The sequence below is a fragment of the Variovorax sp. GW531-E2 genome, from assembly GCF_059423125.1.
Window position 1 is genome coordinate 1 of record NZ_JBWKXQ010000111.1, and the last position, 5,466, is coordinate 5,466.

The window sequence follows — 5,466 nt, forward strand, 5'->3', positions numbered from 1 at the left end:
AATCAAGGAGGAGGGGCGAAGCCCCGGGGGACATTCGCGGAGGGAAGTACCCGGTGGCCTGTGCACGCGCCCTGAACAGCAGCCCCAAGAACACGAACACCTCATGACACAGCCCCTGACACCCCGAGCCGCCTGGGTCATGGTCCTCGCCCTCTGCGCAGGGGTTGCGCTCAGCCAGGCCTTCCGCACCGTCGGCGCCATCATGGCGAGCCCGCTGCAGTCCGACTTTCATCTTTCCGCCCAAGCCCTCGGCATCTTCTCGGGCGCCTTTCACTTCGCGTTCGGCGCGATGCAGCTCTTCATGGGCATCGGCATCGACCTGCACGGCGTGCGCCGTACCGTGCTCGTGGCCTTCCCGGTCGCGATCGCGGGCGCGCTGCTGTCGGCCGTGTCGCCGAACTACCTCGTGCTCGTGGCCGGGCAGGCGCTGATCGGCGTCGGCTGCGCACCGGCCTTCCTGGTGTGCACGGTGTTCATCGCGCGGCACTTTCCGGCGGCGCGTTTCGCCACCGTGTCGGGCCTGGTGCTGGCCATCGGCGGCCTGGGCATGCTGGCCACGGGCACGCCGCTCGCGTGGCTGGTGCAGGCCTACTCGTGGCGCGCGGGCTTCCTGGTGCTTGCGCTGGCGTCTGCCTTGGCCTGGCTCGCGATCTGGCGCTGGGTGCACGAGCCCGCATCGGCGGTGCCGCAGAAGAAAGAGTCGATTCCCGAAGCCGTGCGCCAGTTCGGCGCGCTGTTCGCCATGCCGCACACGCTCGGCATCATGGTGCTGGGTGCGGTGACGTACGCGGCCTTCATCTCGCTGCGCGGGCTGTGGTTGGGCCCGCTGATGATGGAGCGCCACGGCTACTCGTTGGTGCAAAGCGGCAACGTCGCACTCGCGGTGTCGGTGATCGCGCTGTTCGGCTCGCCGCTGTTCGGCCGCTTCGACCGCGACGGCGCCGCGCGCCGCCGCTGGATCGTGGCCTGCGGCCTTTTCTACGCCGGCCTGTTCGCGCTCATCGCCGTGGTGCATTCCGCCTGGCTGGACATCGCGGGCATGGTGCTCATCGGCGTGCTCTCGGGCTTCATCGTCTGGCAGTACGCCGACGTGCGCGTGGCCTACCCGGCCGCGCTCACGGGCCGTGCGATGGCCGTCTTCACCATGGCGATGTTCCTGGGCGTCGCGTTCATGCAGTGGGGCACGGGCGTGGCGGCCTCGGTGGCCGCGGCGCACGGCGGCGATCCGCTGACCGCCGTGCTGGCGGTCATTGCTGCGCTGCTGGTGATCGGCATTGCGGCCTTCGCGTGGCTGCCCGCGCCGAAGGCGGCCTCCGTCAGATCTTGAAGGCGCGCTGGATGTCCGGCCGCACCAGGTCGGCGTACTCGCGGTGCTTGCGGATGTAGCCCGCGATGAACTGGCACACCGGAATCACATGCCGCCCGGCGGCGCGCGCCTCGTCGAGCACGTGCCTCGCAATGCCCGAGCCCACGCCCTTGCCCTCATGCTCGGGCAGCACCTCGGTGTGCGTGAACATGATCGCGTCGGTCAGCAGGTTGTACTCGGCATAGGCCGCGAGCTTGCCGTCGAGCGCGGCTTCGTAGCGGTGCTGCGCTTCGTTGTTCGTGAAGGTGAGGGCGGTCGAAGAAGAAGTGGTCATGAGGGTTGGCGTGCGAGAAAAGTGGCGAGGTTGGCGGCGGCGGTGGCGCGCACCTTGTTGCGCAGCATCGGCGTCCAGCCCAGCAGCAGGCCCGGCGTGCCCAGCGCCTGCCGCGACCAGGTCCAGAACGGGAAGCTGTCGCGGTGCGTGGCGATCAGGCCGTCGGGCGTGAAGGTGAAGCGCGCGTCGATGCTGTTGTCGACCAGGCGGCCGGTGGCGCTGAAGCGGTAGTGGGCGTCCCAGTGCGCGCTGCCGGTGCGGCCGTCGGCCTGCACGTCGCGCCAGCTCAGGCGCCACACGTCGGCGCCCTTGGCCTTCGTGGCCTCACAGAGCATGCGCCACATGCCGCCGATCTCGCGCCGGCCGCGCAGCGAAAAGGCCTCGTCGTCGAACACCGCGTCGGGCGCGTAGCAGGCGGCCATGGTGGCGGCGTCGAGCTTGGAGAACGCGCTGTAGAAGCGCTCGATGGTCGGGGCGTGGGTGGCTGCGGTCATGGGGCCTCGCGGTGGTGGTGCCAGATCATCGCCGGGATGCGGCGCGCAAGGAAGCGCATGGGTGATTCCGGGTGCCCGGCATTAACATGCGCCCCGATGCCGGTCCTTGCAGGGCCGGCGCCCTGGCGGTGGGTGCAGAAAAAATAGTCCAACAGTCGCCCCGCCCCGCGCACACAACCCAAGGGGACGCATCCATGGCCGAGGTGATCAACGACTGGCAGTTCGTCGAGGCCGTCATGGCCGCCCGCACGCTCGAGGAGGTCGCGCAGGTCAACCGCCGCGCGATGCGGGCGATGGGCTTCAACCACGGCGCCTACGTGCTCAAGCGCCCGGTGCCCGCGCCCCGTGCCGACGCGCCCGCGCAGGACGCGCTGGTGTTCTTCCACGACCTGCCCCCGGCGTGGGCCCGCACCCGCTACGAGTCCCTGCGCAGCAACGCCGGCGAGCAGGCCGACGCCCGCGTGCAGCATGTGCGCGCCGGCATGCCGGCCACCGCGTGGAGCTGGCTCGGGCAGGTGAGCCACACGCGCGCCGACATCGGGCAGCGCGCCCGCAGCCTGCTGCGCAGCGCCGGCGAGCACGGGCTGAAGGCGGGGCTGACTGTGCCGCTGTGGACGCCCGGCATCGACTGGGCCTTCATGACCCTGACCACCGACGCCACCGCCGACCTGCGCGAACTGCGTGCAACGTTGGCGCCGATGAACTACTTCGCCTCCTGCCTGCATTCGACCGTGCGCCGGCTGCAGGGCGACGCGAAGGTGCCGGTGCTGAGTGCGCGCCAGCGCGAGGTGCTGCACTGGGTGGCCGTGGGCAAGTCGACCTGGGAAATCTCCGAGATCCTGCACATCAGCGAACGCACCGTGTACTTCCACCTCGTGGGCGCCGCCCGCAAGCTCGACACGCAGGGCCGCACCGCCACCTGCGCGCGGGCGCTGGCGCTGGGCCTGCTCACGCCCTGAGCCGGCCCGACCTACCCCTGTCGGAAACGACAGGGGGCTGCGTGGCGCCGCGCGGGGCGGTGCTGCAATCGGCCACGGGCAGGCCGTGTGTCACGCGCCCGATGCTTCAACCGATCGAGCCCATGAGAGAACGCAGAAATTTCGTGCGCCTGCTGGGCGGCGGCCTCGCGGTGGCGGCGGGCGCCACGGCCCTGGCCACCTGGTGGCTCCACGCCGACGTGCCGGCCGCCGCCTTCGAGATCTGGAACGGACCGGGCGACGAGCCCGACGTGCGCAAGCGCGCCGTCGCCTATGCCGTCACCGCGCCCACGGCCTACAACGGCCAGCCGTGGCGGGTCGACCTGCGCGAGCCCGACGCCATCGTGCTGCACGCCGACCGCGCCCGCGTGCAGCCCGCCACCGACCCCTTCGGCCGCCAGCTCATGATCGGCCACGGCGCGTTCATCGAGCTGCTGGTGATGGCGCTGGCCCAGCAGGGCGTGCAGGCGCGCGTGCAGCTGTGGCCGCAGGGCGAGCTGGTGGGTGATGCGCCGCAGCAGTGGCCCGACCTGCCGGTGGCGCGGCTCACGCTGTCGCGCGGCGGCACGCCCGATCCGCTGTTCGCGCAGGTGCTGCGGCGGCGCACGCCCAAGCAGCGCTTCGACACCGGCCGCGCGGTGTCGGCCGACATGCTGCAGGGGCTCACCGCGGCCGTGGCCTCGGGGGCGGGCGGGGGCGTGCAATCGGCCGGCACGGTCGACATGGCCCGCGTGCTGCCGCTGCGCAAGCTGTGCGCGGCGGCGGCGCGCGTGGAGCTGGTCACGCCCCACACCGCGCGCGAGAACCTGCGCCTGCTGCGCATCGGGCCGCAGGAAATCCTGGCGCACCGCGACGGCTTCTCGCTCAACGACCCGGCGCTGCGCATGGCGGTCGCGCTGGGCCGCTTCGACCGCGAGGTGCCGGCCGCCGAAGACAGCCTCTCCTTCCGGCAGACGCTGCGGATGTTCGAGGACCAGGCCCACACGGCGATGGGCTTCGTCTGGATCAGCACCGGCGGCAACAGCCGCAGCGAGCAGATCGCCGCGGGCCGCGCCTACGTGCGCCAGCAGCTGCGCGCCACCGACCTGGGCCTGGGCATGCAGCCCATGAGTCAGCCGCTCGAAGAATTTCCGGAGATGGCGCCGCACCACGCGGCGGCGCACGACATGCTGATCGGCGCCGCGCCGTCGCGCCATGCGCGCAGCCCGACCGTGCAGATGATGTGCCGCCTGGGCTTTCCGACGGCGCCGGTGCCGCCCGCGCCGCGCCGGCCGGTCGGCGATTTCATGCAGGCCTGAACAGCCCGCGCGCGATCAGCGCGCCAGCAGCTGGACCAGCGTCTGCAGCGCGTAGTGCACCGTGGCCGCGCGCACCGTGGCGCGGTCGCCGTCGAAGCGGCGGCGCTCGGTGCGCACCTGCCCGTCGACCGACCAGCCGAACCACACGGTGCCCACCGGCTTGTCGGGCGAGCCGCCCGCGGGGCCGGCCACGCCGGTCACGGCCACGGCCGCGCGCGCCGGCGCGCCGCGGGCAATGGCACCCTCGGCCATCGCGCGCGCCACGGGCTCGCTCACGGCGCCGTGGGCCTCGATGAGCGCGGCGTCCACGCCCAGCATCTCGGTCTTGGCGGCGTTCGAGTAGGTGACGAAGCCGCGCTCGAACCACACGCTGGAGCCCGCCAGGTCGGTGCAGGCGCCGGCGATCAGGCCGCCGGTGCAGCTTTCGGCGGTGGCCATCATCCAGCCCCGGGCCTGCAGCCGCTCGGCCAGCGTCGCGACGAGCGCGGGGACGTCCTGTTCGGCCAAGGCGGGGGAAGCAGAAGGTTCCATCGGGTTCACCATGCGCGCCACAGCGCAATGACCAGCAGCGTGCAGAAGGCCGCCACCAGGTCGTCCAGAAGAATGCCGAAGCCGGCGCGCCACCACTGCACCCGCGCGGGGTCGTGCGGCTTGAAGGCGGCGTCGGCCCAGCCCACCGGGCCGGGCTTGGCGGCGTCGAAATATCGGAACAGCGCAAAGGCCACGACCTGTGCCCACAGGCCGGCCGGCGTCACCAGCCAGAGCACGAGCCAGAAGGCGATCACCTCGTCCCATACGATGGCGCCGGGGTCGGACACGTTCATGTTGCGCGCAGCGACCGTGCAGGCCCACCAGCCGATCGGCAGGCCGGCCAGAATGATCCAGCCGATGGTCGCGGGCGTGAACCACAGCTGCATCACCACGAACGCGGCCCAGGCCCAGAGCGTGCCCACGGTGCCCGGCGCGAAGGGCGAGAGTCCCGAGCCGAAGCCCAGCGCGATGAAGTGCGCGGGGTGCGAGAGCAGGAAACGCAGGGTGGGGCGACGCATCGGGGGAC

The 5,466-nt window shown here is 71.9% G+C and carries 7 protein-coding genes; 3 read left to right on the forward strand and 4 right to left on the reverse strand.

What is annotated here, in order from left to right; all coding sequences use genetic code 11:
• Positions 1–139: 139 nt before the first annotated feature.
• On the forward strand, positions 140–1,327 hold the full coding sequence (locus AC07XP_RS31830; RefSeq protein ID WP_495266908.1) for an MFS transporter: 1,188 nt from the start codon (positions 140–142) through the stop codon (positions 1,325–1,327).
• Here the strand turns inward: AC07XP_RS31830 and AC07XP_RS31835 are convergent.
• Both AC07XP_RS31835 and AC07XP_RS31840 read right to left on the reverse strand, forming a co-directional pair.
• Positions 1,317–1,640: a GNAT family N-acetyltransferase gene (locus tag AC07XP_RS31835; RefSeq protein WP_070063748.1), complete on the reverse strand. Its 324-nt coding sequence runs from the start codon at positions 1,638–1,640 to the stop codon at positions 1,317–1,319. The genes AC07XP_RS31830 and AC07XP_RS31835 overlap by 11 nt on opposite strands.
• Complete coding sequence (locus AC07XP_RS31840; protein WP_495266909.1) at positions 1,637–2,134, reverse strand: nuclear transport factor 2 family protein; 498 nt, start codon at positions 2,132–2,134, stop codon at positions 1,637–1,639. Before AC07XP_RS31840 ends, AC07XP_RS31835 begins: the two co-directional genes overlap by 4 nt.
• A 194-nt stretch (positions 2,135–2,328) precedes the next feature.
• Here AC07XP_RS31840 and AC07XP_RS31845 point away from each other — a divergent pair, with 194 nt between their 5' ends.
• Together AC07XP_RS31845 and AC07XP_RS31850 are read left to right on the forward strand one after the other, a co-directional pair.
• On the forward strand, positions 2,329–3,093 hold the full coding sequence (locus AC07XP_RS31845; protein WP_495266910.1) for a helix-turn-helix transcriptional regulator: 765 nt from the start codon (positions 2,329–2,331) through the stop codon (positions 3,091–3,093).
• A gap of 122 nt (positions 3,094–3,215) precedes the next feature.
• Positions 3,216–4,409 carry an Acg family FMN-binding oxidoreductase gene (locus tag AC07XP_RS31850; protein ID WP_235926903.1) on the forward strand — a complete coding sequence of 398 codons (1,194 nt, stop codon included), beginning with the start codon at positions 3,216–3,218 and terminating at the stop codon, positions 4,407–4,409.
• A 15-nt stretch (positions 4,410–4,424) separates the two neighbouring features.
• Here AC07XP_RS31850 and AC07XP_RS31855 read toward each other — a convergent pair whose 3' ends face one another.
• Together AC07XP_RS31855 and AC07XP_RS31860 are read right to left on the reverse strand one after the other, a co-directional pair.
• The gene (locus AC07XP_RS31855) at positions 4,425–4,952 is read right to left on the reverse strand and encodes a CinA family protein (protein WP_095747412.1); all 528 of its coding nucleotides are present in this window, start codon (positions 4,950–4,952) and stop codon (positions 4,425–4,427) included.
• Positions 4,946–5,466, reverse strand: a 521-nt coding sequence (locus tag AC07XP_RS31860; RefSeq protein ID WP_495266911.1) for a phosphatidylglycerophosphatase A family protein, incomplete at its 5' end; no start/stop codon positions are given. The genes AC07XP_RS31855 and AC07XP_RS31860, both read right to left, overlap by 7 nt.

Excerpts from the sequence above, each read along its gene's own strand:
- AC07XP_RS31830 (WP_495266908.1), top strand. The coding sequence starts at position 140 with ATGGTCCTCGCCCTCTGCGCAGGGGTTGCGCTCAGCCAGGCCTTCCGC.
- AC07XP_RS31835 (WP_070063748.1), bottom strand. The coding sequence starts at position 1,640 with ATGACCACTTCTTCTTCGACCGCCCTCACCTTCACGAACAACGAAGCG.
- AC07XP_RS31840 (WP_495266909.1), bottom strand. The coding sequence starts at position 2,134 with ATGACCGCAGCCACCCACGCCCCGACCATCGAGCGCTTCTACAGCGCG.
- AC07XP_RS31845 (WP_495266910.1), top strand. The coding sequence starts at position 2,329 with ATGGCCGAGGTGATCAACGACTGGCAGTTCGTCGAGGCCGTCATGGCC.
- AC07XP_RS31850 (WP_235926903.1), top strand. The coding sequence starts at position 3,216 with ATGAGAGAACGCAGAAATTTCGTGCGCCTGCTGGGCGGCGGCCTCGCG.
- AC07XP_RS31855 (WP_095747412.1), bottom strand. The coding sequence starts at position 4,952 with ATGGTGAACCCGATGGAACCTTCTGCTTCCCCCGCCTTGGCCGAACAG.